Origin of the sequence: Pseudomonas frederiksbergensis, from assembly GCF_000802155.2 — a bacterium.
In the GTDB taxonomy this organism is placed as follows: domain Bacteria; phylum Pseudomonadota; class Gammaproteobacteria; order Pseudomonadales; family Pseudomonadaceae; genus Aquipseudomonas; species Aquipseudomonas frederiksbergensis_A.
In genome coordinates, this window is sequence record NZ_JQGJ02000009.1 from 193,027 (window position 1) to 219,318 (window position 26,292).

Consider the following 26,292-nt stretch of genomic DNA (forward strand, 5'->3'; position numbering starts at 1 on the left):
ATGAGCCACCTAATCATACGCATGGAGTGTTTATGTATAAGTTCCCCCTGATGATCTTAACCCTGATCCTGACCTTGCCCGGCTGCAAATCCAACGTCAGAGATTCCTCCCCCACCGTGCTCAACAACGGTATCCAGTTCCAGCAAAACAAAGTGACCATCGATGCGCAGCACGCCAAGGTCATCATGAAAGCGTCCGGGGCTACTTATCCAGTGGAGTTTTCCATCAGGCGCGCGGCGGATCCTGATCAGCGTATGGATGTGCAAGGAACCGTGGTGGATACCGGTCGGGGCAAGGTGTTCGGCTGGATTGCCAAGGTCAACGAAACGGTGCACAGCGCAACCTTGAAGCATTTCCCGCAGTTGGAAGTTCAGGCTGATGTTGATCAACCGTTCGAGGTTTCCGGTTACGCCAGTGGTGGCAGCATCGGTAATGGTTACCGCTGTGGTCCGGTCCGAAGCACTTTTACGCCGGAGCGGGGCAAGGTTTATCTGGTGGAATTTCAGTTTGTGGGCAGCCGTTGCGAGCAGCATGTGTTTGATGTCACGCGGCCGCAGGAGCGTGTTCCGGTTGCGAGCTTGCCTTAGCTTGGAGCGAGTGGGGTGGGTGGCTTGATGGTGTCATGTCGTACCGAGGTGTCTGGTTTGGGGCTGCTGCGCAACCCAGCGGGAGCAAGCTCCCTCGCCACGGGGGATTGTGGACCGTCAAGGTGTAGTTGTCCTTCAAGAGGGTAGGAACGTTCTGGCTTGGGAAACGAAAGATCCGACATATTTTTAAGGTTGCCGGTCGGAAGTGCGGTCTCTAACCTCTTGTCTGTCGCTGCCATTCAGCGGCCGGGCGTGAGAAACCCGAATAATAGGCATCCAGCCTCTGTACCTGCATAATTGCCGCCAGCTTATCCGCTGCCTGTAGTAGATGCGTTATGGCGGCTGTGTGCGGGCAGGCTTCGGTCTGGCCGAGTACCTATTCTCGGATTTCTCACCCCTGCACACAGCTGCCACCACTTTGTCGAGTGAGAAACGGCAGGTGATGGCTCACATCACTCAATAGGTACAAATCAATGGATAAGTCAGTCCCCGACCCACCCTTCAACCGAACAACCCCCCTAGCAGAATTCGACGCCATCGAAGACCTGCTAAAAGACCGAGCCGCCGCCGAACGGGCCCTCGATCATTACCTCAATCCGAAGCCTTCAAAGCCCAGTACCGATCCACGCATCGATAGCCTGTTCTCCGTCACCGCTAAGGCCGACACCGATACGCTGCTGACCAGCACTTCCGAAACCCTGGCCTCGATCAAGACCATGGCCGAGGACCTGGCGTTTGAAGTGGAGGGCACGCGGCGCAGCGTGGCGCTGGGGATTCATCAGTTGGTGGAGTTGTGCCAGTTGCTGGTGGACAAGGCGTTGGATCAGCTTGAAGCGCCGGCCAGCCCAGCCGAAGTATAGCGGGAGGGAAGATGCGTCCGACCCATCAACCCAAGTCGGACGCTCCTGTGGCGAGGGGATTTATCCCCGTCGGGCTGCGCAGCAGCCCCAACCCTGACACCTTGGTGTGTCAGGTAGATTGAGTCGCTGCCTTTGGGGCTGCTGTGCAGCCCAGCGGGGATAAATCCCCTCGCCACAAGGGCTTAACTGGGCCGACGGCACAGTTAGTCCATCGATCACTGCATCAACACCTCAACAACCCCGTCCGCAGTCATCGTCACTTTGCTGGTGCCCGCTTCCACCTCAGGCGTCACCGACTCAGCATCCATGGACGCCGCTTTCATCATCATCTGCGGGCGCATGTACGGTTGCGGGTAGCCGTTGGTATTGAAGTTCAGGTTGACGATCTTGTAGCCCTTGCCGCCCAACGCTTCGGTGGCCAGTTGGGCGCGGGCTTTGAAGGCGTTGACGGCATCCTTGAGCAGGGCGTCTTCGCTGGTCTGGCGGGTGGCGGTGGCGATGGCGAAGTCCATGCCGGCCATTTTCATGTCGGTGAGCAGTTCACCGGTGAGTTTGGACAGGGCAGCGAAGTCGGCGCTTTCCAGGCGCAGTTCGGCGCGTTCGCGCCAGCCGGTGATTTTCTGGCCCTTGTTGTCGTAGATCGGATAGCTGTTGCGGCTGCCTTGGCGCAGGTTGATGTCCTTGACTTGCTTGGCCTGGCCGATGGCTTTGTTCAGGGTGGTGCTGATGGCTGCCGCGAGCTTGGCCGGGTCGGTGTTCTGTTCCTCGGTGTAGAGGGTGACGATCATCAGGTCGCGGGCCACTTCCTGGCTGGCTTCGGCGCGCAGGGAGATCTGGTTGTAATGAAGCTCGTCGGCGGCCAGGGCCGGCAGGCTGGCGACGGTGCCGAGGCTGAGGGCGAGCAGGGCGGCGGGGCGACTGAACGTGTGCATGAAAGCTCCTTGGGATGATGCGCAGGGGTAGGTTCCAGGCCTGCGTGAACGATAAGACTCTAGCGTTTATGGTGCGGTTCGCACAGTTACAACTTCTATACAGATTGCAGCAAAGTGGCTCCCTCGCCACAGGGGGTATAGGTAGCTTCAGGGCTGTGGCGCTTTGCCGCATATCTGCCTCTGCCCACCGTGCCTTGGTTATACTCCGTGCGATCCGCCTGGAGCGCTCATCAGGAGAGCTCATGCTCGCCCCTTTGCAAATGACTTCCGCTTCGCGCCAGAACCTCTGGCGCCTGACGTTTATCCGCATTCTGGTCCTCGCGGCCCAGGCCGGCTCCGTGGGGCTCGCCTATTGGTTCGACCTGCTGCCGCTGCCCTGGCTGCAACTGGCGATCACCCTGGTGTGCTCCAGCGTGCTGTGTGCGTTGACGGCGATTCGCCTGCGCACGTCCTGGCCGGTGACCGAGCTTGAATACGCCGTGCAACTGGCCTGCGACCTGTTTATCCACAGTGCGCTGCTGTATTTCTCCGGCGGCTCGACCAACCCCTTCGTCTCCTATTATCTGGTGCCGCTGACCATCGCCGCCGTGACGCTGCCATGGCGTTTTTCGCTGATCCTGTCCGGCATCGCCCTGGCGCTGTACACCTTGTTGCTGGCGCGGTTCTATCCGCTGGAAACCTTCCCCATCGCCCGGGAGAATCTGCAGATCTACGGCATGTGGCTGAGCTTCGCCCTGGCTGCGGCGGTCATCACGTTTTTTGCCGCGCGCATGGCCGAGGAACTGCGCCGTCAGGAAGAATTGCGGGCGATTCGTCGCGAGGAAGGCCTGCGGGACGAGCAACTGCTGGCCGTGGCGACCCAGGCCGCCGGCGCCGCCCATGAGTTGGGCACGCCGCTGGCGACCATGAGCGTGCTGCTCAAGGAAATGCGCCAGGACCATAAAGACCCGGCGTTGCAGGAAGACCTCAGCGTGCTGCAGGACCAGGTCAAACTCTGCAAGGAGACTCTGCAATACCTGGTGCGCGCGGCCGAGGCCAACCGGCGGCTGGACATTGACATGCAGGCGGTCACCTTCTGGCTCGACGATGCCTTGAACCGTTGGCACCTGATGCGCCCCGAAGCCAGTTACCGCTTCCAGTGCCTGGGCAAAGGCACGGTGCCGCGCATGGCGCCGCCGCCGGACTTGACCCAGGCCTTGCTGAACCTGTTGAACAACGCCGCAGACGCCTGCCCGGAGGGCTTGGAAGTGGTGTTGGACTGGGACGCCTATGAATTGACGATCTGTATCCGCGACCACGGCGCCGGTGTGCCGCTGGCGATTGCCGAGCAGATCGGCAAACCGTTTTTCACCACCAAGGGCAAAGGTTTCGGCCTGGGCCTGTTTTTGAGCAAGGCCAGCGTGACACGCGCCGGCGGCTCGGTGAAACTCTACCCCCATGAGGAAGGCGGCACGCTCACCGAGCTGCGCCTGCCCCATGCCGACCGAGGAAACGAATATGAGTGACGAGATCCAAGTCGACGGCGAAGAACTGCCGCACCTGCTGCTGGTGGATGACGACGCCACCTTCACCCGCGTCATGGCCCGGGCCATGTCCCGTCGCGGTTTTCGCGTCAGCACCGCAGGTTCTGCCGAGGAGGGCCTGACCATCGCCCAGGCCGACCTGCCGGACTATGCCGCTCTCGACCTGAAGATGGACGGCGATTCGGGTCTGGTGCTGCTGCCCAAGCTGCTGGAGCTGGACCCGGAAATGCGCGTGGTGATCCTCACCGGTTATTCCAGCATCGCCACGGCGGTCGAGGCCATCAAGCGCGGCGCCTGCAACTACCTGTGCAAACCGGCGGACGCCGACGATGTGCTGGCGGCGCTGCTGTCCGAGCATGCCGACCTCGACACGCTGGTGCCGGAAAACCCGATGTCGGTGGATCGCCTGCAATGGGAGCATATCCAGCGGGTGCTGACCGAGCACGAAGGCAACATCTCCGCCACCGCCCGCGCCTTGGGCATGCACCGGCGGACCTTGCAGCGCAAATTGCAAAAGCGTCCGGTACGTCGCTGAACCTGCGCTGAACAGATGCTGTCCACCCTCGCGACATATCGGGCCGTTGCTTTATGATCGGCCCGAGTTTTCCTCCTATTGAGCCTTAACCATGAATCAGAACGCTGAATATTCCGCGGTCAATGACGCGGTGCGCGGCCAGTTTTTCCGCCGTGTCTGGCAAATGACCACGCCATACTGGCGCAGTGAGGAGAAGGGCAAGGCCTGGACGCTGTTGATCGCCGTGATCGCGCTGTCGTTGTTCAGCGTGGCGATCTCGGTGTGGGTCAACAGCTGGTACCGGGATTTCTACAACGCCCTTCAAGAGAAGGACACTGAGGCTTTCTGGCGGTTGATCCTGTACTTCTGCGGCATCGCGGCGGTGGCGATCCTTGGCGCGGTGTACCGCTTGTACCTCACGCAGATGCTCACCATCCGTTGGCGGGCCTGGCTCACCGAAAAACACTTTGCCCGTTGGCTCGCTGACAAGAACTACTATCGGCTGGAGCAGGGCGGCTACACCGATAACCCGGACCAGCGGATTTCCGAGGACCTCAACAGTTTCACCACCAATACCTTGAGCTTGGGCTTGGGGTTGCTGCGCACCGTGGTCAGCCTGGTGTCGTTCTCGATCATCTTGTGGGGCGTGTCCGGCAGCATCGAGGTGTTCGGCTACACCATTCCCGGCTATATGTTCTGGTGTGCGCTGGTGTACGCGGCGGTGGGCAGTTGGCTGACCCACCTGATCGGCCGTCGCCTGATCGGCCTGAACAATAACCAGCAGCGCTTCGAAGCCGACCTGCGTTTCTCCATGGTACGGGTGCGCGAGAACGCCGAGAGCATTGCGCTGTATGGCGGCGAGCCCAACGAGAATCGTCGCCTGAGCGGTCGTTTCGGCCTGGTCTGGCACAACTTCTGGGATATCATGCGAGTGTCCAAGCGCCTGACGTTCTTCACCTCCGGCTACGGCCAGATTGCGATTATCTTCCCGTTCATCGTCGCCGCACCGCGTTATTTCGCGGGCAAGATCCAACTGGGCGAGCTCATGCAGATCAACTCGGCGTTCGGTAACGTGCAGGAAAATTTCAGTTGGTTCATCACCGCCTACGCCGACCTTGCCGCGTGGCGCGCCACCTGTGACCGCTTGTTGAGTTTCCGCCAGGCGATGAGTGACAACGAAGACCGCGTGCCGGCGATCGATGTGCAGAACCAGGGTAACGAGCTGAAAGTACGTAATCTCGGGCTGGACTTGGGCGACGGTCGTCATTTGCTGACCCATGCAGAGCTGGATGTCGAACCCGGCGAGCGGGTGATGCTCAGCGGTCGTTCCGGCAGCGGCAAATCCACTTTGCTCAGGGCGATGGGGCACTTATGGCCCGCCGGGCATGGCAGCATTCTGCTGCCGTCGGCACGTTATCTATTCCTGCCGCAAAAGCCTTACTTGCCGATCGGCAGCCTGCGCGAAGTGCTGAGTTATCCACAGGCCGGCGATGTTTATCCCAACGAACGTTATGCACAGGTGCTGGAAACCTGCCGCCTGCCGCATCTGGTTTCGCGGTTGGACGAGAGCAACCACTGGCAGCGCATGCTCTCGCCCGGCGAGCAACAACGCCTGGCTTTCGCCCGCGCATTGCTCTATGCGCCGCTGTGGTTGTACATGGACGAAGCGACCTCGGCGATGGATGAAGAAGACGAGGCGACGCTGTACCAGGCGCTGATCGACCAACTGCCGGGCCTGAGCATTGTCAGCGTCGGCCACCGAAGCAGCTTGAAACGTTTCCATCCGCGACATGTGCGTATCGAAAATGGCCAACTGGTGGAGCAGGCCGTGACCGCTTGATTGTCATTGTCGAACGCTGTTGTGGCAGTAACCTTTGAGAAGGCCAACCAGTGAGCACGGTGATCGTACAACCACGTTGCGCTATGATGCACACTTAGCCGCTTGCCAAATATAGAGACACACCATGGAAAACCCGATCAACGTCCCACGCCTTCCCCGCAAGCGCCGCAGCCTGGCGCAGGAGCTGGTGACTGTGCTGACCGAGCAGATTCGCGACGGCCTGCTCAAGCGTGGCGATAAATTGCCCACCGAGTCGGCGATCATGGAGGCCCATGGCGTCAGCCGCACGGTGGTGCGCGAGGCGATTTCCCGATTGCAGGCGGCCGGCCAGGTGGAAACTCGCCACGGCATCGGCACCTTCGTGCTGGACACGCCCAGCCCGAGCGGCTTTCGCATCGACCCGGCGACAGTGGTCACCTTGCGCGATGTACTGGCGATCCTCGAATTGCGCATCAGCCTGGAAGTGGAATCTGCCGGCCTGGCGGCACAACGCCGCAGCGACGAGCAACTTGCCGCGATGCGCGCCGCCCTCGACGCCTTGAATGAAAGCGCCGCCCACGCCAGCGACGCGGTGGCCTCGGACTTCGCTTTCCACTTGGAAATTGCGCTGTCCACGGGCAACCGTTACTTCACCGACATCATGACCCACCTGGGCACCAGCATCATCCCGCGCACCCGGCTGAACTCGGCGCGCCTGGCCCACGACGACCACCAGCACTACATGGATCGCCTGAGTCGCGAACACGAAGAAATCTACGAGGCCATTGCCCGCCAGGATTCGGATGCGGCCCGGGCGGCCATGCGCTTGCACCTGACCAACAGCCGCGAAAGGCTGCGCCAGGCCCATGAGGAGGCGCAGGCGCAGGCATGAGCATCGTTTTAGATCAAGAGAAGTGTCAGCATGGGTGACCGATCCATATTTCCGTCTTGGGATCTGATATGTAAGTAATAAAGTTCGGCTGTAATAAATTTAATGTCTTCTGAGAAAACTTCCTTCGGAATCGGACAGACCAGTGGAAATGTTGTGTCGGCGGTAATAACAATTCTGTTTACCAATTGGTCTCTGTCGTTGATCCTCACGAAAAATTCGATTTGGTCGTTAAGCTCAGCATGTTCAATTTTGGGCACCTCTACCAGTACGAGGTCCGGTAGTGAAGATGTTTGAACCAATAGGTAATTATGATTGAGCATCGGTGTGCGTAATGGCATGGTAGTTTCATCCTTAAATGAAGGGCACGTTGTCAGTCGGCATGCAATGAGCGCTATTTGAATTGCGCCACTTCATTAAAGGGCGGGACGCTACCTGACGGCTACTGTCAAATCTTACAGTCTGGACGAGCGGTAGATTTTTTATTACCGGTATACAGCGCTGGGAATCAGAGCCACCGCAAAAGGCTGCGCCAAGCTCATGAAGAGGCGCAGGCGCAGGGCTGAAAGTCGCTCACTGCTCGGGTAGCAAGGTTGCTTTTGTGGCGAGGGAGCTTGCTCCCGCTGGGCTGCGAATCGGCCCCAGGTTGGTGGCGGTTGCTGCGCAACCGAGAGCAAGCTCCCTCGCAACAGAGAAATTCCTCTCACCACAAAAGAGTGGTGTCCGGCTTCCGGGCGGCTGTTTGACAAATAGCAGGCGCGCAGCCCTACGCCTTGCTCGTAATCCGCAGCATTTGCGGATCGGATTTATCGTTTTCCCAGTCGCTCTCGTAACTAACCTCGTCACGAAGCTCAACCAATTTTTTCGTTGAACGCGTTCAAGTCGACATTGGTTAGCGTCAATGTCACACCCTAGAGTGGTGCAGTCTCTTCGCCTTCAGTCGGGGGAAGCAAAAGCGCTTACCCGAGTAGGGGACTCCGAGCCGACGCCCAGAGTCAGTTGAGCGTTCGAGTTCTATGCGAAATCTGCATCCGGAATCTTCACGGTCAACGTCTCTACCCGTGACAAGTTGATCTGGACTTCCCCTGTGGTTGGAAAACCCTTGAGCGTGGGCTTCGCATACGTCGTCATTGATGTCACTCCTTATGAGGCGGCGTCGCGTCCGGGCGACTCACTTAAAAGATTGTGAAAGGGACTACGGCGCGCACAGCACAGCCATGCCCGGGTTATGCTCCCTCGCCGTAACGGCGCCTACCGACAGAGTTGACAGTGGCGACGAGCGGTCTGGTACCGCAGTGACGAACCGCCCTCCGGATGCTGAACGGGAGAGCCATCACCAGCGTTTGGGTACAGGAGTAAGGAGCCTCATATCTTGAGGTCGAGAGTGCTTTCCCCGACGGCAAAATTTCCCGATGGCCGGGTAACAGTCACTCGGGTGTTGATCTGCGCGTTTGGGGCGTTCTTTCTCAGCCAATCATTCGGCACCTCGAATGTCATCGGTTGTCCTGGCTGCGTCACGTTTATCGTGTGTTCCGATCTCTCTCCCGTAGAGATGACGACTTCAAATTTCACGACATCGCCTATGGAGACATTGAGGTATGACGGCACTTCAATTTGAGTCGAGTCGCTGAGGCTGCGAGCGTTTTCATTAATCACCGGGGGGCTTAGAGGCATGATCAAGTTCCTTTCAACATGGACCAGAGGCTAACGTTTGACCTTGAGAGCTCCAAGGCAGAGGCTTTCCGTCGCCTTTATTCAACTGCTTTCGCAAGGAACATTTCTGCTCCGTCTTGCCGTTCTGAAGCACTCGCTGATCTTATGCCCCGCTCGCTGGACGACGACTGCTGGTCAGAGTTGACAGTGGCGACAAACGGCTTGCCTCGTGGCAAGGCCTAGTGTCCTCGTAAGTTTTTTTTCGCGCGCGCCCGACTACAAAAACGTGCGAAAGCTTGATCTGCTGGGCTTCGCGCAAAACCCCGACACCGTCCACGCCAAGACAAAAGACGAAATACAGTTGACGCCCACATTTTAAGTTGTACGATGACCTACAACTTCACATGAAGCTGAACCGTTTCCTACAACACAACATTTGCGTCCAGGGTGTTCGAATAATGAATCCACAAGAACTGAAGTCCATCCTCTCGTCTGGCCTGCTGTCGTTCCCGGTCACCGATTTCACTGCCAATGGCGATTTCAATCGCGACAGCTACATCAAGCGCCTCGAGTGGCTGGCCCCGTACGGCGCCTCTGCACTGTTCGCAGCGGGCGGCACCGGTGAATTTTTCTCCCTGGCCGCCAGTGAGTATTCGCAAGTCATCAAGACTGCCGTCGATACCTGCGCCACCAGCGTGCCAATCCTCGCCGGTGTCGGCGGTGCGACCCGCCAGGCCATCGAATACGCGCAAGAAGCCGAGCGCCTGGGCGCCAAGGGCCTGTTGCTGCTGCCGCACTACCTGACCGAAGCCAGCCAGGACGGCGTTGCCGCCCACGTTGAAGCCGTGTGCAAATCGGTGAAAATCGGCGTGGTGGTGTACAACCGCAACGTTTGCCGTCTGAACGCTGTCCAGTTGGAACAACTGGCCGAGCGCTGCCCGAACCTGATCGGCTACAAGGACGGCCTGGGCGACATCGAACTGATGGTGTCGATCCGTCGTCGCCTCGGCGATCGTTTCAGCTACCTGGGTGGCCTGCCGACCGCTGAAGTCTACGCCGCGGCCTACAAGGCCCTGGGCGTGCCGGTCTACTCCTCGGCGGTGTTCAACTTCATCCCGAAAACCGCGATGGACTTCTACCACGCCATTGCCCGTGACGATCACGACACCGTCGGCAAGATCATCGACGACTTCTTCCTGCCGTACCTGGACATTCGCAACCGCAAGGCCGGTTATGCAGTGAGCATCGTCAAGGCCGGCGCGAAGATCGTTGGCTATGACGCAGGCCCTGTGCGCACGCCGCTGACCGACCTGCTGCCAGAAGAATACGAAGCCCTCGCCGCGCTGATCGACAAGCAAGGCAAGCAGTAACAGACCCGACAAGGCCGCTGAGCAATCAGCGGCTTTTTGCGTAAGGCTTGATCGTTTCCACGCGTGCGTGGAGATGCAGCCAGGGACGCACAGCGTTCCTAGACAGCTTTTGTGAGAGGAGAAGCTCCGTGGCAGATGCAAAGCGTTTCGATAACTACATCAACGGTCAGTGGGTGGCCGGTGCCGACTATTGCACCAACATCAACCCGTCTGACTTGTCCGATGTCATCGGTGAATACGCCAAGGCTGACGCAGCGCAGGTCAACGCCGCCATCGAAGCCGCCCGCGCCGCGTTCCCGGCCTGGTCGACCTCCGGCATCCAGGCGCGTCACGATGCGCTGGACAAAGTCGGCACCGAGATCCTCGCCCGCCGTGAAGAACTCGGCCAACTGCTGGCCCGGGAAGAGGGCAAGACCCTGCCTGAAGCCATCGGCGAAGTGACTCGCGCCGGCAACATTTTCAAATTCTTCGCCGGTGAATGCCTGCGTCTGTCGGGCGACTACGTGCCCTCGGTGCGCCCGGGCGTCAACGTCGAAGTGACCCGCGAAGCCCTCGGTGTGGTTGGCCTGATCACCCCGTGGAACTTCCCGATTGCCATTCCCGCGTGGAAAATCGCCCCGGCCCTGGCCTACGGCAACTGCGTGGTGATCAAGCCCGCCGAGCTGGTGCCGGGTTGCGCCTGGGCCCTGGCCGAGATCATTTCCCGCGCCGGTTTCCCGGCCGGTGCGTTCAACCTGGTAATGGGCAGCGGCCGCGTGGTCGGCGACATCCTGGTCAACAGCCCGAAAGTCGACGGCATCAGCTTCACCGGTTCGGTGGGCGTGGGTCGGCAGATCGCGGTCAACTGCGTGTCGCGCCAGGCCAAGGTGCAGTTGGAAATGGGCGGCAAGAACCCGCAAATCATCCTCGACGACGCCGACCTCAAGCAGGCCGTCGAACTGGCCGTGCAGAGCGCGTTCTACTCCACCGGTCAGCGCTGCACGGCGTCGAGCCGCCTGATCGTCACGGCTGGCATCCACGACAAGTTCGTCGCGGCCATGGCCGAGCGCATGCAATCGATCAAGGTTGGCCATGCGCTGAAGGCCGGCACCGACATCGGCCCGGTGGTGTCCGAAGCCCAGCTCAACCAGGACTTGAAGTACATCGACATCGGCCAGAGCGAAGGTGCGCGGCTGGTCAGCGGTGGTGGTTTAGTGACGTGCGACACCGAAGGTTACTTCCTGGCCCCGACGCTGTTTGCCGACAGCGAAGCTTCGATGCGCATCAGCCGCGAAGAGATCTTCGGCCCGGTGGCCAACGTCGTGCGCGTGGCGGACTACGAGGCGGCGCTGGCGATGGCCAACGACACCGAGTTCGGCTTGTCCGCCGGTATCGCCACCACGTCGTTGAAGTACGCCAACCACTTCAAGCGCCATTCCCAGGCGGGCATGGTGATGGTCAACCTGCCAACCGCCGGCGTGGATTACCACGTGCCGTTCGGCGGGCGCAAAGGGTCGTCCTACGGTTCGCGTGAGCAAGGCCGCTACGCGCAAGAGTTCTACACCGTGGTGAAGACCTCCTACATCGGTTCGTAATACGCAACACCGGTCGGCGCCGCACTCCGGCGCCGACCGCACAATTTGATTTCCCGCATAAAAATAAATAGTGGAAGTAGATTACATGCAAGAGACCAAGCCGACGCACGTCCGCTATTTGATCCTGCTCATGCTGTTTTTGGTGACGACGATCAACTATGCCGACCGTGCGACTATCGCCATCGCTGGTTCCAGCCTGCAAAAAGACCTCGGCATCGACGCCGTCACCCTCGGTTATATTTTCTCTGCCTTCGGCTGGGCCTACGTCGCCGGGCAGATTCCGGGCGGCTGGCTGCTCGACCGTTTCGGGTCGAAGAAAATCTATGCCTTGAGCATTTTCACCTGGTCGCTGTTCACCGTGCTGCAGGGTTATGTCGGTGAGTTCGGAATGTCCACCGCCGTGGTCGCGCTGTTCATGCTGCGCTTCTTGGTCGGGCTGGCCGAAGCGCCTTCGTTCCCGGGCAACGCGCGGATCGTCGCCGCCTGGTTCCCCACCGCGGAACGCGGCACCGCGTCGGCGATCTTCAACTCGGCGCAGTATTTCGCCACCGTATTGTTCGCACCGCTGATGGGCTGGATCGTCTACCGCTTTGGCTGGCAGCACGTATTCATCGTCATGGGCGTGATCGGCATCGTGTTCTCGCTGGTCTGGCTGAAGGTGATCTACAGCCCCCGTCAACACCCGATGATCAACGAGGCCGAGTTCAATCACATCGCGTCCAACGGCGCGATGGTCGACATGGACCAGGACAAGGGCAAGGAAAAGAAAGCCGACGGTCCGAAGTGGGACTACATCCGCCAATTGCTGACCAACCGCATGATGCTCGGTGTCTACCTGGGCCAGTACTGCATCAACGGCATCACTTACTTCTTCCTGACCTGGTTCCCGGTGTACCTGGTCCAGGAGCGCGGCATGACCATCCTCAAGGCCGGTTTCATCGCGTCCTTGCCGGCGATCTGCGGCTTCATCGGCGGCGTGCTCGGTGGGGTGATTTCCGATTACCTGCTGCGCAAGGGCCACTCGCTGACCTTCGCCCGCAAGGCGCCGATCATCGCCGGCCTGCTGGTATCCAGCAGCATCGTGGCGTGCAACTACGTGGACATCGAATGGATGGTGGTGGGCTTCATGGCCCTGGCGTTCTTCGGCAAAGGCGTTGGTGCACTGGGCTGGGCCGTGGTCTCCGATACCTCGCCAAAACAGATCGCTGGCTTGAGCGGCGGCCTGTTCAACACTTTCGGTAACCTGGCGTCGATCACCACGCCAATCGTCATCGGCTACATCATCAGCTCCACCGGCTCGTTCAAATGGGCGCTGGTGTTTGTCGGTTGCAACGCGTTGATGGCGGTGTTCAGCTATCTGGTCATCGTCGGCCCGATCAAGCGTGTGGTGCTCAAGGAACCAGCGGCCAAAGAAGCCGATCTTTCCAGCCTGTCTGAAGCCAAATCCTGAGGAGCGGCGTCGATGCAATTGATTGAACATGCCGATTCGCCCCGTTACATCCGCCTGCATGAGCGGGACAACGTGGTGATTGTTGTCAACGACCAGGGCGTACCGGCCGGGACCGAATTCCCGGACGGGCTGGTCACCGTCGACTTCGTGCCGCAAAGCCACAAAGTCACCCTGGTGGACATTCCCGAGGGCGGCGAGGTGATTCGCTACGGCCAGGTCATTGGCTACGCGCTGCAACCGATCCCTCGTGGCAGTTGGGTCAAGGAAGACCAGCTGCGCATGCCCACCGCGCCGCCGCTGGACAGCCTGCCGCTGTCCACCGATGTGCCGGCGGCCGATGCGCCGTTGGAGGGCTACACCTTCGAGGGCTACCGCAACGCCGACGGCACCGTCGGAACGCGCAACATCCTGGGGATCACCACCACGGTGCAGTGCGTCACCGGTGTTTTGGACCATGCGGTCAAGCGCATCAAGGACGAGCTGCTGCCCAAGTACCCGAACGTCGATGACGTGGTGGCGCTGACCCACAGCTATGGTTGTGGCGTGGCGATCACTGCCACCGACGCCTACATTCCGATCCGCACTGTGCGCAACCTGGCGCGCAACCCGAACCTGGGGGGCGAGGCGCTGGTGATCAGCCTGGGCTGCGAGAAATTGCAGGCCGGGCAGGTGATGCATGAAGGCGACAGCTCGGTGGACCTCAGCGAGCCCTGGTTGTATCGCTTGCAGGATTCCAGCCACGGCTTCACGGAAATGATCGAGCAGATCATGGAACTGGCCGAGACGCGCCTGAAGAAACTCGACCAGCGCCGCCGCGAAACCGTGCCGGCCTCGGAGCTGATCCTGGGCATGCAGTGCGGCGGCAGCGATGCGTTTTCCGGCATCACCGCCAACCCGGCGTTGGGTTATGCCTCGGACCTGTTGCTGCGGGCGGGGGCGACGGTGATGTTTTCCGAAGTCACCGAAGTGCGCGATGCGATCTACCTGCTGACTTCCCGTGCGCAAACCCAGGAAATCGCCCAGGAACTGGTGCGCGAAATGGACTGGTACGACCGTTACCTGGCCAAGGGCGAAGCCGATCGCAGTGCCAATACCACGCCGGGCAACAAGAAGGGTGGGTTGTCGAACATCGTCGAGAAGTCCCTGGGATCGATCGTCAAGTCCGGCAGCAGCGCCATCAACGGCGTGCTTGGCCCGGGCGAGCGTTTCAAGCAAAAGGGCCTGATCTTCTGCGCCACGCCGGCGAGTGATTTTGTCTGCGGCACGCTGCAATTGGCGGCGGGGATGAACCTGCACGTGTTCACCACGGGTCGAGGCACGCCGTACGGCCTGGCGATGGCGCCAGTGGTGAAGGTCTCGACCCGTACCGAACTGGCCCAGCGCTGGCCGGACCTGATCGACATCGACGCCGGTCGGATCGCCACCGGGCGTGCAACCATCGAAGAGTTGGGCTGGGAGCTGTTCCACTATTACCTGGATGTGGCCAGCGGCAAAAAGCAGACCTGGGCCGAGCGGCACAAGCTGTTCAACGACATCACGTTGTTCAACCCGGCGCCGATTACCTGATGACTTCGTGATCGCTGGAGATCCAGTGCGAAAGCTTGCTCGCGATAGCGGAGGTACATTCAGCATTGATGCAAGCTGACCCGGCGCCTTCGCGAGCAGGCTCGACCAGACGCCAGTGCCGTGAGTGGCTTATCATTAGCCACCTAACGGCACACCCTTCTCAAGGTCCCCCGGCATGCTGGCAATTTTCCTCGAAACCCTGAACGTCACCGCGCCGGTGTTTGCCATGCTGTTCCTGGGGACGTTGCTCAAGCGTATCTATTGGATCAATGACAATTTCATCCACATCGCCTCGTCGCTGGTGTTCAACGTCACCATGCCGGCGCTGTTGTTCCTCGGGATCCTGCATGCCGACCTGCATGCGGCGTTGCAACCGGACCTGCTGATCTATTTCTCCATCGCGACCCTGGTGAGCTTTGCGATGGCCTGGGGCTGGGCGATCTGGCGTTGCCCGCGGGAAGATCGCGGCATCTACACCCAGGGTGCGTTTCGCGGCAATAACGGCGTGATCGGCCTGGCACTGGCCGCGAGCATGTACGGCGACTATGGGATTTCCCTGGGATCGATTCTCGCGGCGCTGGTGATCCTGTTCTACAACACCTTGTCGACCATCGTCTTGGCGGTCTACAGCCCGGTGATCAAGTCCGACCCATGGAGCATCTGCAAAAGCGTGATCAGCAATCCGCTGATCATCAGCGTGATCGCCGCCGCGCCGTTCGCCTATTGGCAGATAGGCCTGCCAAACTGGTTCGAGACCTCGGCCAGGTACCTGTCGCAAATGACCTTGCCCCTGGCGCTGATCTGCATCGGCGGCACGCTGTCGCTGGCGGCCTTGCGCAAGAGCGGCAAGATGGCCCTGAGTTCGAGCCTGGTGAAGATGGTCGGCTTGCCGCTGGTGACCACGCTAGGCGCATGGCTGTGGGGCTTTCGCGGGGCTGAGCTGGGGATCCTGTTCCTGTACTTCGGCAGCCCTACCGCCGCCGCCAGTTATGTCATGGCCCGGGCAGCCGATGGCAACCATGAACTGGCGGCGGCGATCATCGTCATCACCACCCTGATGGCGGCGATTACCACTAACCTGGGGATCTTTGTGTTGCAGTGGGGTGGGTGGATCTAGGCTCGCGATAGCGAGCCAACGGTTACTCGGCTTTCTGGTAACTATCGATCACTTCCTGCGCCGCCCGAAACGCATCGATCGCCGCCGGCACTCCCGCATACACCGCGCAATGCAGCAACGCCTCGCGAATCTCTTCCACGGTGCAGCCATTGTTCAGCGCGCCGCGCACGTGGCCCTTGAGTTCCTGCGGGCACTTGAGGGCGGTGAGGGCGGCGAGGGTGATCAGGCTGCGAGTCTTCAGCGGCAGCCCCTCGCGGCTCCAGACGCTGCCCCAGGCGTGTTCGTTGACGAAGTCCTGCAACGGCTGGGTGAATTCGGTGGCGTTGCCCAGGGCGCGGTCGACGAACGCGTCGCCCATGACCTGGCGACGCATGTCCAGGCCGGTCTTTGGAGTGTCGGTCATGGCAAATCCCTCTTGTGATGTTGGCGGCGCCAGGCGCGCAGGGAGGTGAACAGCAAGAACGCGAGCAGCGCCGGGAGCACGTAGAACAACATCAGCCGTTCAAGCTGGCCGGCCAATGGCATGCCGGTCGTGAACGACACCACGTGCAGCCCGTAGGCCGTGTACAAGCCCAGCAACAGCAAGCCTTCGGCGCGGGTGACGCGGTAGCCGGAATAGAACACCGGCAGGCACAGCACCGCCACGCCGAGCATCACCGGCAGGTCGAAATCCAGGGCATTGGGCGAGACCGACAGTGGTGTGGGTGCGGCGAGGGCGGTCACGCCGAGCACGCCCAGCAGGTTGAACAGGTTGCTGCCGATCACGTTGCCCACGGCGATATCCCGCTGGCCGCGCAGGGCGGCGATCAGCGATGTGGCGAGCTCCGGCAGCGAGGTGCTGACGGCGACGATGGTCAGGCCGATGATGCGCTCCGACAAGCCCAGGTCCGTGGCCACTTCCACCGCCGCCCCCAGCAACAGGTGGCCGGCGAAAATCAGCATTGTCAGGCCCGCCGCAATCATCAGCACACTCTTGAACCAGGGCATGTGGGCCACGTCGCCCCCCACCGGGTGCGGTCGCGCCGAATGCCGTGACTGACGCAGCAACAAGCCCAGGTACACCGCCAGGGCCATCAGCAGCAGGACGCCGTCGAGTCGGGTCAGTTCCTCGTTCCAGGCCAGCACGAACACCAGCAGGCTGGCGCCGATCATCAGCGGGATGTCCAACCGCACCAATTGGCGCGAGACGCGCAGCGGAATGATCAGCGCCGACAGCCCGAGGGTGACGAGGATGTTGAAGATGCTGCTGCCGATCACGCTGCCCACGGCGATGTCGGCGTTCTGCGCCAGGGTCGCCTGCAGGCTGACGGCCATTTGCGGCGCGCTGCTGCCGAACGCGACGACGGTCAGGCCGATGATCAAGGGGCGGACCTGCAAGCGTGCCGCCAGGCCGACGGCGGCGCGCACCAGCAGTTCGGCGCCTGCGATCAGCAACAGCAGGGCACCGAACAGTTCGATCAGGCTGAGCAGCGGTAAAGCGTTGATCAGGGAAATGGCCGGGCTCCGTCTATCAGTCGTCGAGGGCTTGCACGCGCACCCGTGCGGTACCGCTGCGCAACATGCCCAGTTGCTCGGCGGCTTCACGGGACACGTCGATCAAACGGCCACGAGTATACGGGCCACGGTCGTTGATGCGGACCACGACGCTGTCGTTGTTTTTCAAGTTGGTGACTTTCACCCGGGTGCCGAATGGCAGCTGGCGATGGGCGGCGGTCAGGCCATGCTGGTCGAAACGCTCGCCGCTGGCGGTGCGCTTGCCATGGTGCCTTGCGCCGTAATAGGAGGCGACGCCCGTCTGGTCGTAGCCGTGTGGATCGACCGTCCCGCTCTGGCTGGCGCAACCGGCCAGCAGGGACAGCAGGGCGCAGGCGCCGAGGAGACGCTTCATCAAAGGGTTTCCCACGTCGGTGTGGTTGTGAGGATCATTGTGGCGAGGGAGCAAGCTCCCTCGCCACGGGGGATTGAGCCAGATTGGAAGGCTGGCTCCATGGCCATCAGCCTTCGAGCTTGCTTTTAAGCAGTTCGTTGACTTGCTGCGGGTTGGCCTTGCCCTTGGACGCTTTCATGGCCTGGCCGACGAAGAAACCGAACATCTTGCCGCGCTTGGCTTCGTCTGCCGCACGGTACTGTTCGACCTGTTCGGCATTGGCCGCGAGCATTTCATCGAGCACGGCGCTGATCGCACCGGTGTCGGTGACCTGCTTCAAGCCGCGCTTCTCGATGATCTCGTCGGCGCTGCCTTCACCATTGGCCATGGCTTCGAACACCATCTTGGCGATCTTGCCGGAAATGGTGTTGTCCTTGATCCGCAACAACATGCCGCCCAGTTGCTCGGCCGAAACCGGCGACTCATCGATTTCCAGGCCCTGCTTGTTCAACAGGCTGCCCAACTCGACCATCACCCAGTTGGCCGCCAGCTTGGCGTCGCCGCCGATGCTCACGACTTTCTCGAAGTAATCGGCCTGTTCGCGGCTGGTGGCCAGGACGTTGGCGTCATAGCTCGACAGGCCGAACTGCGCCTGGAAGCGCTCGCGTTTCTGTGGCGGCAGTTCCGGCAGGGTGGCGCGCACTTCATCGAGGAACGAATTCTCGATGACCACCGGCAGCAGGTCCGGGTCGGGGAAGTAACGGTAGTCGTTGGCTTCTTCCTTGCTGCGCATCGGACGGGTCTCGTCCTTGTTCGGGTCGTACAGGCGGGTCTGCTGGATGACCTTGCCGCCGTCCTCGATCAGTTCGATCTGGCGCTGGATCTCGCTGTTGATCGCCTTCTCGATGAAGCGGAACGAGTTGACGTTCTTGATCTCGCAGCGGGTGCCGAACTCGACCTGGCCTTTCGGCCGGATCGACACGTTGCAGTCGCAGCGCAGCGAGCCTTCGGCCATGTTGCCGTCGCAGATGCCCAGGTAGCGCACCAATGCATGGATCGCCTTGACGTAGGCCACGGCTTCCTTGGCGCTGCGCATGTCCGGCTCGGAGACGATTTCCAGCAACGGCGTGCCGGCACGGTTCAGGTCGATGCCGGTGGCACCGTTGAACTCTTCATGCAGGCTCTTGCCGGCGTCTTCTTCCAGGTGCGCGCGGGTGATGCCGACGCGCTTGACCGTGCCGTCTTCCAGGGCGATGTCCAGGTGGCCCTTGCCGACGATCGGCAATTCCATCTGGCTGATCTGGTAGCCCTTGGGCAGGTCCGGGTAGAAGTAGTTCTTGCGGGCGAACACGTTGTGCTGGCCGATCTCGGCGTCAATCGCCAGGCCGAACATCACCGCCATGCGCACCGCTTCGGCATTGAGCACCGGCAGCACGCCGGGCATGCCCAGGTCAACGAGGCTGGCCTGGGTGTTGGGCTCGGAACCGAAAGTGGTCGAGCTACCGGAAAAGATTTTCGACCGGGTGGTGAGCTGGGTATGAATCTCCAGCCCGATCACGACTTCCCATTGCATGTGTTTCTCCTCAGAAGCCGGTTGGGGTGCGGGTGTGCCAATCAGTATTCAATTGATACTGGTGGGCAACATTCAACAGGCGGCCTTCCTGGAAATACGGCGCGAGCAGCTGCACGCCCACCGGCAGGCCATCGACGAAACCGGCCGGCATGGACAGGCCCGGCAAGCCGGCGAGGTTGGCGGTGATGGTGTAGACGTCTTCCAGGTACTCGGCGACCGGGTCGCTGTTTTTGGCGCCGAGCTTCCAGGCCGGGTTCGGCGTGGTCGGGCCGAGGATGATGTCGACCTCGTTGAAGGCGGCCATGAAGTCGTTCTTCACCAGGCGGCGGATTTTCTGCGCCTTGAGGTAGTAGGCATCGTAGTAGCCGGCGGACAACGCGTAGGCGCCGACCATGATCCGGCGCTGCACTTCGGCGCCGAAGCCTTCGCCACGGGAGCGCTTGTACAAGTCGACCAGGTTTTGTGGATTCTCGCAGCGATAGCCGAAGCGCACGCCGTCGAAACGCGACAGGTTCGAGGAGGCTTCCGCCGGAGCGATCACGTAGTACGCCGGAATCGCGTGCTGCATGTTCGGCAGGCTGATTTGCTTGATGACCGCGCCGAGCTTCTCCAGCTCCTTGACGCTGTTGTGGACCAGCTCGGCGATGCGTGGGTCGAGGCCGGCGCTGAAGTATTCCTTCGGCACGCCGATGCGCAAGCCTTGCAGCGAGCCGTTGAGGCTGGCGCTGTAGTCCGGCACGGGCTCATCGATGCTGGTGGAGTCGTTCGGGTCGAAGCCGGCCATGCCTTGCAGCAGGATCGCGCAGTCTTCGGCGGTGCGGGCCAGTGGGCCACCCTGGTCGAGGCTGGAGGCGTAGGCGATCATGCCCCAGCGCGAGACACGACCGTAGGTGGGCTTGAGGCCGGTGAGGTTGGTGAACGCCGCCGGTTGGCGAATCGAACCGCCGGTGTCGGTGGCGGTGGCGGCCGGCAACAGGCGCGCGGCCACGGCAGCGGCGGAGCCACCGGACGAGCCGCCCGGTACGTGCTCCAGGTTCCACGGGTTTTTCACCGCGCCGTAGTAGCTCGACTCGTTGGCCGAACCCATGGCGAATTCGTCCATGTTGGTCTTGCCCAGGGTCACGGTGCCAGCGGCGGCCAGCTTGGCGACCACGGTGGCGTCGTACGGGGCCTTGAAGTTGTCGAGCATCCTCGAACCGCAGCTGGTGCGGATGCCTTGGGTGCAGAACAAGTCCTTGTGGGCGATCGGCGCGCCGAGCAGGGCGCCGCTCTCACCGTTGGCGCGACGGGCGTCGGCGGCCTTGGCCTGGCCCAGGGCCAGTTCTTCGGTGAGGCTGATGAAGCTGTTGAGCTGCGGGTCGAGCTGGGCGATGCGCGCCAGCAGGGCCTTGGTCAGCTCTTCGGAGGAAAACTTTTTATCGGCGAGTCCGCGGGCGATCTCGGCCAGTGTCATGTGATGCATGAGAGGCTCTTTCCCTTTAGTCGATGACTTTCGGAACCAGGTACAGGCCGTTTTCGACCGCTGGCGCGATGGACTGGTAGGCCTCGCGGTTATTGGACTCGGTCACGACGTCGGCGCGCAGGCGCTGGCTGGCTTCCAGTGGGTGGGCCAGCGGCTCGATACCGTCGGTATCGACCGCCTGCATCTCGTCGACCAGCCCGAGAATGCTGTTCAGGGCAGAAGTGATGTGTGGAAGATCGGCTTCATTGAGGCCCAGGCAGGCCAGATGAGCGATTTTTTCCACGTCGGAGCGTTCAAGCGCCATGGGATTCTCCAGTGGAAAACAAAACGGACGCAGTCTGTCCGTGTGTTAGATTGTCGGAACACTACCGCATTTCTACGGCCCTACGGCCGCGATCTCGGTGTTTGGTGCACAGAAAAGCGGCCAATTTAACATATTGGCGCCTTGCCCAAAATCCCTGTCGTTGTTAGAGTTTGCCGCACTTTTTTACCCACGCGTTGCCTAGGGTCCCTTTCCCATGTTCAAGAAACTGCGTGGCATGTTTTCCAGCGATCTATCCATCGACCTGGGCACTGCCAACACCCTTATTTACGTGCGCGAGCGCGGTATCGTCCTGAATGAACCCTCGGTCGTGGCCATCCGCACCCACGGTAACCAGAAAAGTGTCGTGGCTGTCGGTACGGAAGCCAAGCGCATGCTGGGCCGTACGCCGGGCAACATTGCAGCCATTCGCCCCATGAAGGACGGCGTGATCGCCGACTTCAGCGTCTGCGAAAAGATGCTGCAGTACTTCATCAACAAGGTCCACGAAAACAGTTTCCTGCAGCCCAGCCCTCGCGTGCTGATCTGCGTGCCCTGCAAGTCCACCCAGGTGGAACGTCGCGCCATCCGTGAATCGGCCCTCGGTGCCGGTGCCCGTGAAGTGTTCCTGATCGAAGAGCCGATGGCCGCTGCCATTGGTGCCGGCCTGCCGGTTGAAGAGGCCCGCGGTTCGATGGTCGTGGATATTGGTGGCGGTACCACTGAAATCGCGCTGATCTCCCTCAACGGTGTGGTCTACGCCGAATCCGTGCGTGTAGGCGGCGACCGTTTCGACGAAGCGATCATCACCTATGTGCGCCGCAACTACGGCAGCCTGATCGGCGAATCCACCGCCGAGCGTATCAAGCAGGAAATCGGCACGGCCTATCCGGGCGGTGAAGTGCGCGAAGTCGACGTCCGCGGTCGCAACCTGGCTGAAGGTGTTCCACGCGCGTTCACCCTCAACTCCAACGAAGTGCTCGAAGCGCTGCAGGAATCGCTGGCGACCATCGTCCAGGCGGTCAAGAGCGCCCTGGAGCAATCGCCGCCGGAGCTGGCGTCGGATATCGCCGAGCGTGGCCTGGTGCTGACCGGTGGCGGGGCGCTGCTGCGTGACCTCGACAAGCTGCTGGCCCAGGAAACCGGCCTGCCGGTGATCGTTGCCGAAGATCCGCTGACGTGCGTTGCCCGCGGTGGTGGCCGTGCGCTGGAAATGATGGACAAGCACACCATGGACCTGCTCTCCAGCGAATAAGCTGGCGGGATCGCCTATGTTGTTCGCTCCCGGGCAGCACTTTGCAGTGCTGCCCGTTGGCGTTTATCTTCTGTCATTCGTATCCAGGCCGGTTTGATGCCGTATGAATAAAGAAAACATTTGCCTGGGAGGAGCGGCCTATTAAACCGCTTTTTGCCAAAGGCCCCTCATTGGGTGTACGCCTGCTGGTGCTGGCCGTGCTGTCGGTTGCGCTGATGGTGGTGGATGCCCGCTTCACACTGCTCAAGCCAGTGCGCAGCCAGATTTCGCTGGTATTGATGGAGTCCTACTGGATCACCGATCTGCCGCAACGGTTGTGGCAGGGTGTGGCCAGCCAGTTTGGCAGCCGGACCGAACTGGTTGCCGAAAACGAAAAGCTCAAGACGGAAAACCTGCTGCTGCAGGGGCGCATGCAGAAGCTGGCGGCGCTCACCGAGCAAAACGTGCGGCTGCGCGAGTTGCTCAATTCCTCCGCGCTGGTCAATGAGAAGGTCGAAGTGGCCGAGCTGATCGGCATGGACCCCAACCCGTTCACTCACCGCATCATCATCAACAAGGGCGAACGCGACGGCGTGGTCCTCGGCCAACCGGTGCTCGACGCCCGGGGCCTGATGGGGCAGGTGGTGGAATTGATGCCGTACACGTCCCGTGTGCTGTTGCTGACCGATACCACCCACAGCATTCCCGTGCAGGTCAACCGCAATGGCCTGCGGGCGATTGCCAGCGGCACCGGCAACCCGGAACGCCTGGAGCTGCGGCACGTGGCCGATACCGCCGACATCAAGGAAGGCGACCTGCTGGTCAGCTCCGGCCTCGGCCAGCGGTTCCCGGCCGGTTATCCGGTGGCGACGGTCAAGGAAGTCATCCATGACTCCGGCCAGCCGTTCGCGATCGTGCGGGCGGTGCCGACGGCTGCTTTGAACCGCAGTCGCTACCTGCTGCTGGTGTTCAGCGACAACCGCACGCCTGAAGAGCGCGCCAACGATGCCGCCGTGGCGCAGGAGGCCCAGGATCGCCAGGGCAGCGATTCATCCGCTCCGGTCACACCGACGCCTGCGCCTGCACCGGCCGCTGTGCCCAAGCCCCAGGCGACAACGCCTGCTGCTGCGGCCCCGGCAACGGTGGCCCCGGTTGCACCCGCCGCGACTCCAGCCCGCCCAGCCGCCCAGCAGCCGGCGGCCCCACCTGCCAGGCCTGCCACCCAACCTGCCAGGCCGGCGACCAAACCGCCGGCCCCGGCGCCTGCCGCTACGCCCGCCACCAGGGGAGCACGAGAAGAATGAGCAGTACTCGATCCGGGAACGGCTGGATGGTTTGGCTGACCTTCGCCATTGGCCTGTTGCTCAGTGTTTCACCGCTGCCGCAGTTCATGGAAATCCTGCGCCCGCTGTGGCTGGCCTTGTTGCTGGCCTTCTGGGCGCTGGCCTTGCCGCACAAGGTCGGCATGGTCACGGCCTGGTGCCTGGGCTTGGCCGAAGATGTGCTCTACGGCACGTTGCTGGGCCAGAACGCGCTTATCCTGACGTTGATTACGTTCCTGGTGCTGTCGTTGCAACAGCGCCTGCGGATGTTCCCGATGTGGCAGCAGAGCCTGGTGATCCTGGTGATCTTTGGCCTGGCACAGCTGGTGCAGCTGTGGCTCAGCGCACTGACCGGCAACCGCCAGCCGACCCTGGCGCTGGTATTGCCGGCCTTGGTCAGCGCCTTGCTCTGGCCGTGGATAAGCTTCGGTTTGCGTGGCTTGCGGCTGCGTTTCAAAATCAACTGATTCGGTCAGGCATTGGCCCGTACCTTGGAAGGGAGATGTCTTGATGAAACCGCTTTACCTCGCCTCAGGTTCGCCGCGCCGGCGTGAATTGCTCACGCAGATTGGCGTGCCGTTTACCGCCGTCAGTGCGGACATCGACGAAACTCCCCTCGATCATGAAACCCCGTCGGCCTATGTCGAACGCCTGGCGCGCGGCAAGGCCGAGGCCGGGCTGCGAGCCCTGGAAGCCGGTGTGGAGGGCTGCGTGCTCGGCGCGGATACCGCTGTCGTGCTGGATGGAAGGATTCTCGGCAAGCCGGTCGACCAGGCCGACGCGTTGTCGATGCTCCTGGGCCTGTCAGGTCGCGACCATGACGTACTGACCGCCGTTGCCGTGCTGGATGGCCGGCGCTGTGAGACCCGGATGGTTCGCAGCCGGGTGCGCTTTCGCCTGATCACGGAGCAGGAAGCGCTCGCCTATTGGGCCAGCGGCGAACCGCGGGACAAGGCAGGCAGCTATGGTATCCAAGGGCTGGGCGCGGTGTTTGTCGCCGGGCTTGAAGGCAGTTATTCGGCCGTGGTCGGGCTGCCGTTGTGCGAAACCGCAGAATTGCTCGGCCATTTCGGCATACCCTGTTGGCAAACCTTGAGCGCGCGCTGAGCGCCGTCTGACTAGATGCGGCCATAATCGTGAATATGCCTGAACGAGACCCTGCCATGAGTGAAGAGATTCTGATCAACATCACGCCGATGGAATCGCGCGTGGCGGTGGTTGAAAACGGTGTGCTGCAAGAGGTTCACGTCGAGCGCACGCAAAAGCGTGGCATCGTCGGCAATATCTACAAAGGCAAGGTAGTGCGGGTGCTGCCGGGCATGCAGGCCGCGTTCGTCGACATCGGCCTGGACCGCGCGGCGTTCATCCACGCCTCGGAAATCTCCATGCGCGAAGGGCCGGCGGTGGAGAGCATCAGTGCGTTGGTCCACGAGGGCCAGAGCCTGGTAGTGCAGGTCACCAAGGACCCCATTGGCTCCAAGGGCGCGCGTTTGACCACCCAGCTGTCGATCCCATCGCGCTACCTGGTGTACATGCCGCGCACCGCCCATGTCGGCATATCCCTGAAGATCGAAGACGAAGCCGAGCGCGAGCGCTTGAAGCAAGTGGTCAGCGACTGCGTGGAAAAAGAGGGCATCAAGGAAGCCGGCGGCTTCATCCTGCGCACCGCCGCCGAAGGCGCCGGGGCCGATGAGATCCTCATGGACATCCGCTACCTGCGCAGGCTCTGGGACCAGATCGCCGCACAGATCAAGACCATCGCCACCCCCAGCGTGATTTACGAAGACCTGGGCCTGGCGTTGCGTACCCTGCGGGACCTGGTCAGCCCCAAGATCGAGAAGATCCGCATCGATTCCCGGGAAACTTTCCAGAAAACCACCCAGTTCGTCGGCGAGCTGATGCCGGAAATCGCCGATCGCCTGGAGCACTACCCTGGCGAGCGGCCGATTTTCGACCTGTACGGCGTTGAAGACGAAATCCAGCGCGCCCTTGAACGCAAGGTGCCGCTCAAGTCGGGCGGTTACCTGGTGGTCGATCCAGCCGAGGCGATGAGTACCATCGACGTTAACACCGGTGCTTTTGTCGGCCATCGCAATCTCGAGGAAACCATCTTCAAGACCAATCTTGAAGCGGCGACCGCCATTGCCCGGCAACTACGCCTGCGCAACCTCGGCGGGATCATCATCATCGATTTCATCGACATGGAAGACGAAGAGCACCAGCGCCAGGTGCTACGGACCCTGGAAAAACAGCTGGAGCGCGATCACGCCAAGACCAACATCATCGGCATCACCGAACTGGGCCTGGTGCAGATGACCCGCAAGCGCACGCGTGAAAGCCTTGAGCAAGTACTGTGCGAGCCATGCAGCAGCTGCCAGGGCCGAGGCAAGCTCAAGACCCCGGAAACCGTGTGTTACGAAATCTTCCGTGAAATCCTCCGGGAGGCGCGCGCCTACCAGGCGACCGGCTATAGAGTGTTGGCGAACCAGAAAGTGGTGGATCGGCTGCTCGATGAAGAGTCGGGCAATGTCGCGGAGCTGGAAGCCTTTATCGGTCGTACGATTCGTTTCCAGGTCGAGACCATGTATTCCCAAGAACAATACGACGTGGTGTTGCTCTGACGTCGCAGGCGCAGTGGCGAGGCCGCGCCGTGAATGCCTTTGCCAAGGGGGGCTGCTG

The 26,292-nt window shown here is 61.4% G+C and carries 24 protein-coding genes; 16 read left to right on the forward strand and 8 right to left on the reverse strand.

Annotated features, from left to right (window positions below):
- The first annotated feature begins 32 nt into the window (after positions 1 to 32).
- Together JZ00_RS18115 and JZ00_RS18120 are read left to right on the forward strand one after the other, a co-directional pair.
- Positions 33 to 587 carry a hypothetical protein gene (locus tag JZ00_RS18115; RefSeq protein WP_039592269.1) on the forward strand — a complete coding sequence of 185 codons (555 nt, stop codon included), beginning with the start codon at positions 33 to 35 and terminating at the stop codon, positions 585 to 587.
- 473 nt (positions 588 to 1,060) lie between these two features.
- Complete coding sequence (locus tag JZ00_RS18120) at positions 1,061 to 1,447, forward strand: DUF6124 family protein (protein ID WP_039592268.1); 387 nt, start codon at positions 1,061 to 1,063, stop codon at positions 1,445 to 1,447.
- Positions 1,448 to 1,662: 215 nt separating this feature from the next.
- Here the strand turns inward: JZ00_RS18120 and JZ00_RS18125 are convergent, their stop codons facing one another.
- Complete coding sequence (locus JZ00_RS18125; protein ID WP_039592267.1) at positions 1,663 to 2,379, reverse strand: SIMPL domain-containing protein; 717 nt, start codon at positions 2,377 to 2,379, stop codon at positions 1,663 to 1,665.
- A gap of 242 nt (positions 2,380 to 2,621) precedes the next feature.
- On the opposite strand from JZ00_RS18125, the gene JZ00_RS18130 reads away from it, so the two are divergent.
- From JZ00_RS18130 to JZ00_RS18145, 4 genes are all read left to right on the forward strand, one after another.
- Entirely contained in the window at positions 2,622 to 3,884 is a 1,263-nt protein-coding gene (locus JZ00_RS18130; RefSeq protein ID WP_039592266.1) for an ATP-binding protein, read from the forward strand.
- Positions 3,877 to 4,437 carry a response regulator transcription factor gene (locus JZ00_RS18135; protein WP_003177957.1) on the forward strand — a complete coding sequence of 187 codons (561 nt, stop codon included), beginning with the start codon at positions 3,877 to 3,879 and terminating at the stop codon, positions 4,435 to 4,437. The genes JZ00_RS18130 and JZ00_RS18135 overlap by 8 nt, the downstream gene beginning before the upstream one ends.
- 91 nt (positions 4,438 to 4,528) lie before the next feature.
- Positions 4,529 to 6,256, forward strand: a complete 1,728-nt coding sequence (locus JZ00_RS18140) for an ABC transporter ATP-binding protein/permease (RefSeq protein ID WP_039592265.1) — start codon at positions 4,529 to 4,531, stop codon at positions 6,254 to 6,256.
- A 124-nt stretch (positions 6,257 to 6,380) separates the two neighbouring features.
- Positions 6,381 to 7,127, forward strand: a complete 747-nt coding sequence (locus JZ00_RS18145) for a FadR/GntR family transcriptional regulator (RefSeq protein ID WP_039592264.1) — start codon at positions 6,381 to 6,383, stop codon at positions 7,125 to 7,127.
- Between the two features lie 1,362 nt (positions 7,128 to 8,489).
- Here JZ00_RS18145 and JZ00_RS18155 read toward each other — a convergent pair.
- Complete coding sequence (locus JZ00_RS18155; RefSeq protein WP_039592262.1) at positions 8,490 to 8,798, reverse strand: hypothetical protein; 309 nt, start codon at positions 8,796 to 8,798, stop codon at positions 8,490 to 8,492.
- A gap of 437 nt (positions 8,799 to 9,235) precedes the next feature.
- Here JZ00_RS18155 and kdgD point away from each other — a divergent pair, with 437 nt between their 5' ends.
- The 5 genes from kdgD (at position 9,236) to JZ00_RS18180 (ending at position 15,854) form a co-directional block, all read left to right on the forward strand.
- Positions 9,236 to 10,147 carry a 5-dehydro-4-deoxyglucarate dehydratase gene (kdgD, locus tag JZ00_RS18160; RefSeq protein WP_039592261.1) on the forward strand — a complete coding sequence of 304 codons (912 nt, stop codon included), beginning with the start codon at positions 9,236 to 9,238 and terminating at the stop codon, positions 10,145 to 10,147.
- Positions 10,148 to 10,275: 128 nt separating this feature from the next.
- Entirely contained in the window at positions 10,276 to 11,721 is a 1,446-nt protein-coding gene (locus JZ00_RS18165; protein ID WP_039592260.1) for an aldehyde dehydrogenase family protein, read from the forward strand.
- Positions 11,722 to 11,806: 85 nt separating this feature from the next.
- A complete protein-coding gene (locus JZ00_RS18170; RefSeq protein ID WP_039592259.1) occupies positions 11,807 to 13,171 on the forward strand; it encodes an MFS transporter in 1,365 nt (454 codons plus the stop codon).
- A 12-nt stretch (positions 13,172 to 13,183) separates the two neighbouring features.
- Entirely contained in the window at positions 13,184 to 14,737 is a 1,554-nt protein-coding gene (garD, locus tag JZ00_RS18175; RefSeq protein ID WP_039592258.1) for a galactarate dehydratase, read from the forward strand.
- A 175-nt stretch (positions 14,738 to 14,912) separates the two neighbouring features.
- Positions 14,913 to 15,854 (forward strand): AEC family transporter, encoded by a 942-nt coding sequence (locus JZ00_RS18180; RefSeq protein ID WP_039592257.1) that lies wholly within the window; start codon positions 14,913 to 14,915, stop codon positions 15,852 to 15,854.
- Between the two features lie 22 nt (positions 15,855 to 15,876).
- On the opposite strand, the gene JZ00_RS18185 is transcribed toward JZ00_RS18180, so the two are convergent.
- The 6 genes from JZ00_RS18185 to gatC all read right to left on the reverse strand — a co-directional run bounded on the left by JZ00_RS18185 (position 15,877) and on the right by gatC (position 21,060).
- Positions 15,877 to 16,257 carry a carboxymuconolactone decarboxylase family protein gene (locus tag JZ00_RS18185; protein WP_039592256.1) on the reverse strand — a complete coding sequence of 127 codons (381 nt, stop codon included), beginning with the start codon at positions 16,255 to 16,257 and terminating at the stop codon, positions 15,877 to 15,879.
- A complete protein-coding gene (locus JZ00_RS18190; RefSeq protein ID WP_039592393.1) occupies positions 16,254 to 17,315 on the reverse strand; it encodes a calcium/sodium antiporter in 1,062 nt (353 codons plus the stop codon). The genes JZ00_RS18185 and JZ00_RS18190 overlap by 4 nt, the downstream gene beginning before the upstream one ends.
- Positions 17,316 to 17,364: 49 nt before the next feature.
- Positions 17,365 to 17,742: a septal ring lytic transglycosylase RlpA family protein gene (locus JZ00_RS18195; RefSeq protein ID WP_039592255.1), complete on the reverse strand. Its 378-nt coding sequence runs from the start codon at positions 17,740 to 17,742 to the stop codon at positions 17,365 to 17,367.
- Positions 17,743 to 17,848: 106 nt separating this feature from the next.
- Complete coding sequence (gene gatB, locus JZ00_RS18200) at positions 17,849 to 19,294, reverse strand: Asp-tRNA(Asn)/Glu-tRNA(Gln) amidotransferase subunit GatB (RefSeq protein ID WP_039592254.1); 1,446 nt, start codon at positions 19,292 to 19,294, stop codon at positions 17,849 to 17,851.
- A 10-nt stretch (positions 19,295 to 19,304) separates the two neighbouring features.
- Complete coding sequence (gene gatA, locus JZ00_RS18205; protein WP_039592253.1) at positions 19,305 to 20,756, reverse strand: Asp-tRNA(Asn)/Glu-tRNA(Gln) amidotransferase subunit GatA; 1,452 nt, start codon at positions 20,754 to 20,756, stop codon at positions 19,305 to 19,307.
- Positions 20,757 to 20,772: 16 nt separating this feature from the next.
- Positions 20,773 to 21,060 carry an Asp-tRNA(Asn)/Glu-tRNA(Gln) amidotransferase subunit GatC gene (gene gatC, locus JZ00_RS18210; RefSeq protein WP_039592252.1) on the reverse strand — a complete coding sequence of 96 codons (288 nt, stop codon included), beginning with the start codon at positions 21,058 to 21,060 and terminating at the stop codon, positions 20,773 to 20,775.
- Between the two features lie 214 nt (positions 21,061 to 21,274).
- On the opposite strand from gatC, the gene mreB reads away from it, so the two are divergent.
- The 5 genes from mreB to rng all read left to right on the forward strand — a co-directional run bounded on the left by mreB (position 21,275) and on the right by rng (position 26,234).
- Entirely contained in the window at positions 21,275 to 22,312 is a 1,038-nt protein-coding gene (gene mreB, locus JZ00_RS18215) for a rod shape-determining protein MreB (RefSeq protein WP_002555108.1), read from the forward strand.
- Between the two features lie 140 nt (positions 22,313 to 22,452).
- Complete coding sequence (gene mreC / locus JZ00_RS18220) at positions 22,453 to 23,595, forward strand: rod shape-determining protein MreC (protein ID WP_082112109.1); 1,143 nt, start codon at positions 22,453 to 22,455, stop codon at positions 23,593 to 23,595.
- Positions 23,592 to 24,080: a rod shape-determining protein MreD gene (gene mreD / locus JZ00_RS18225; protein WP_030139842.1), complete on the forward strand. Its 489-nt coding sequence runs from the start codon at positions 23,592 to 23,594 to the stop codon at positions 24,078 to 24,080. Before mreC ends, mreD begins: the two co-directional genes overlap by 4 nt.
- Positions 24,081 to 24,123: 43 nt before the next feature.
- Positions 24,124 to 24,720: a Maf family protein gene (locus tag JZ00_RS18230; RefSeq protein WP_039592250.1), complete on the forward strand. Its 597-nt coding sequence runs from the start codon at positions 24,124 to 24,126 to the stop codon at positions 24,718 to 24,720.
- A gap of 56 nt (positions 24,721 to 24,776) precedes the next feature.
- Positions 24,777 to 26,234 carry a ribonuclease G gene (gene rng / locus JZ00_RS18235; protein ID WP_039592249.1) on the forward strand — a complete coding sequence of 486 codons (1,458 nt, stop codon included), beginning with the start codon at positions 24,777 to 24,779 and terminating at the stop codon, positions 26,232 to 26,234.
- The last annotated feature ends 58 nt before the right edge of the window (positions 26,235 to 26,292 follow it).